The organism is Burkholderia sp. SIMBA_051, from assembly GCF_046534915.1.
In the GTDB taxonomy this organism is placed as follows: Bacteria; Pseudomonadota; Gammaproteobacteria; order Burkholderiales; family Burkholderiaceae; genus Burkholderia; species Burkholderia ambifaria.
Window position 1 is genome coordinate 1 of the sequence record NZ_JAWRXS010000794.1, and the last position, 241, is coordinate 241.

At 60.2% G+C, this 241-nt stretch carries 1 pseudogene; it reads right to left on the reverse strand.

Annotated features, from left to right (window positions below):
* A pseudogene (locus SB771_RS36635) lies at nt 1–192 on the reverse strand (MFS transporter); the annotation flags it as partial.
* Nucleotides 193–241: the final 49 nt, after the last annotated feature.

Consider the following 241-nt stretch of genomic DNA (forward strand, 5'->3'; position numbering starts at 1 on the left):
CAGGAAGCCGCCGAAGGTCAGCATGTAGGCGTTCACCACCCACACCAGCGAGGTTTCGGTGAAATGCAGGTCTTCGCGGATCGAGGGCAGGGCGACGTTGACGATGGTGGTGTCCAGCACGATCATCAAGACGCCCAGGCATAGCACGATCAGTGCCCACCAGCGTTGCCTGCCCTGTATGCCATGCGTCATGGATGTCTCGCTCCATCCGCTTGTGGCGGATTCGGTTGTCAGTGGGGTT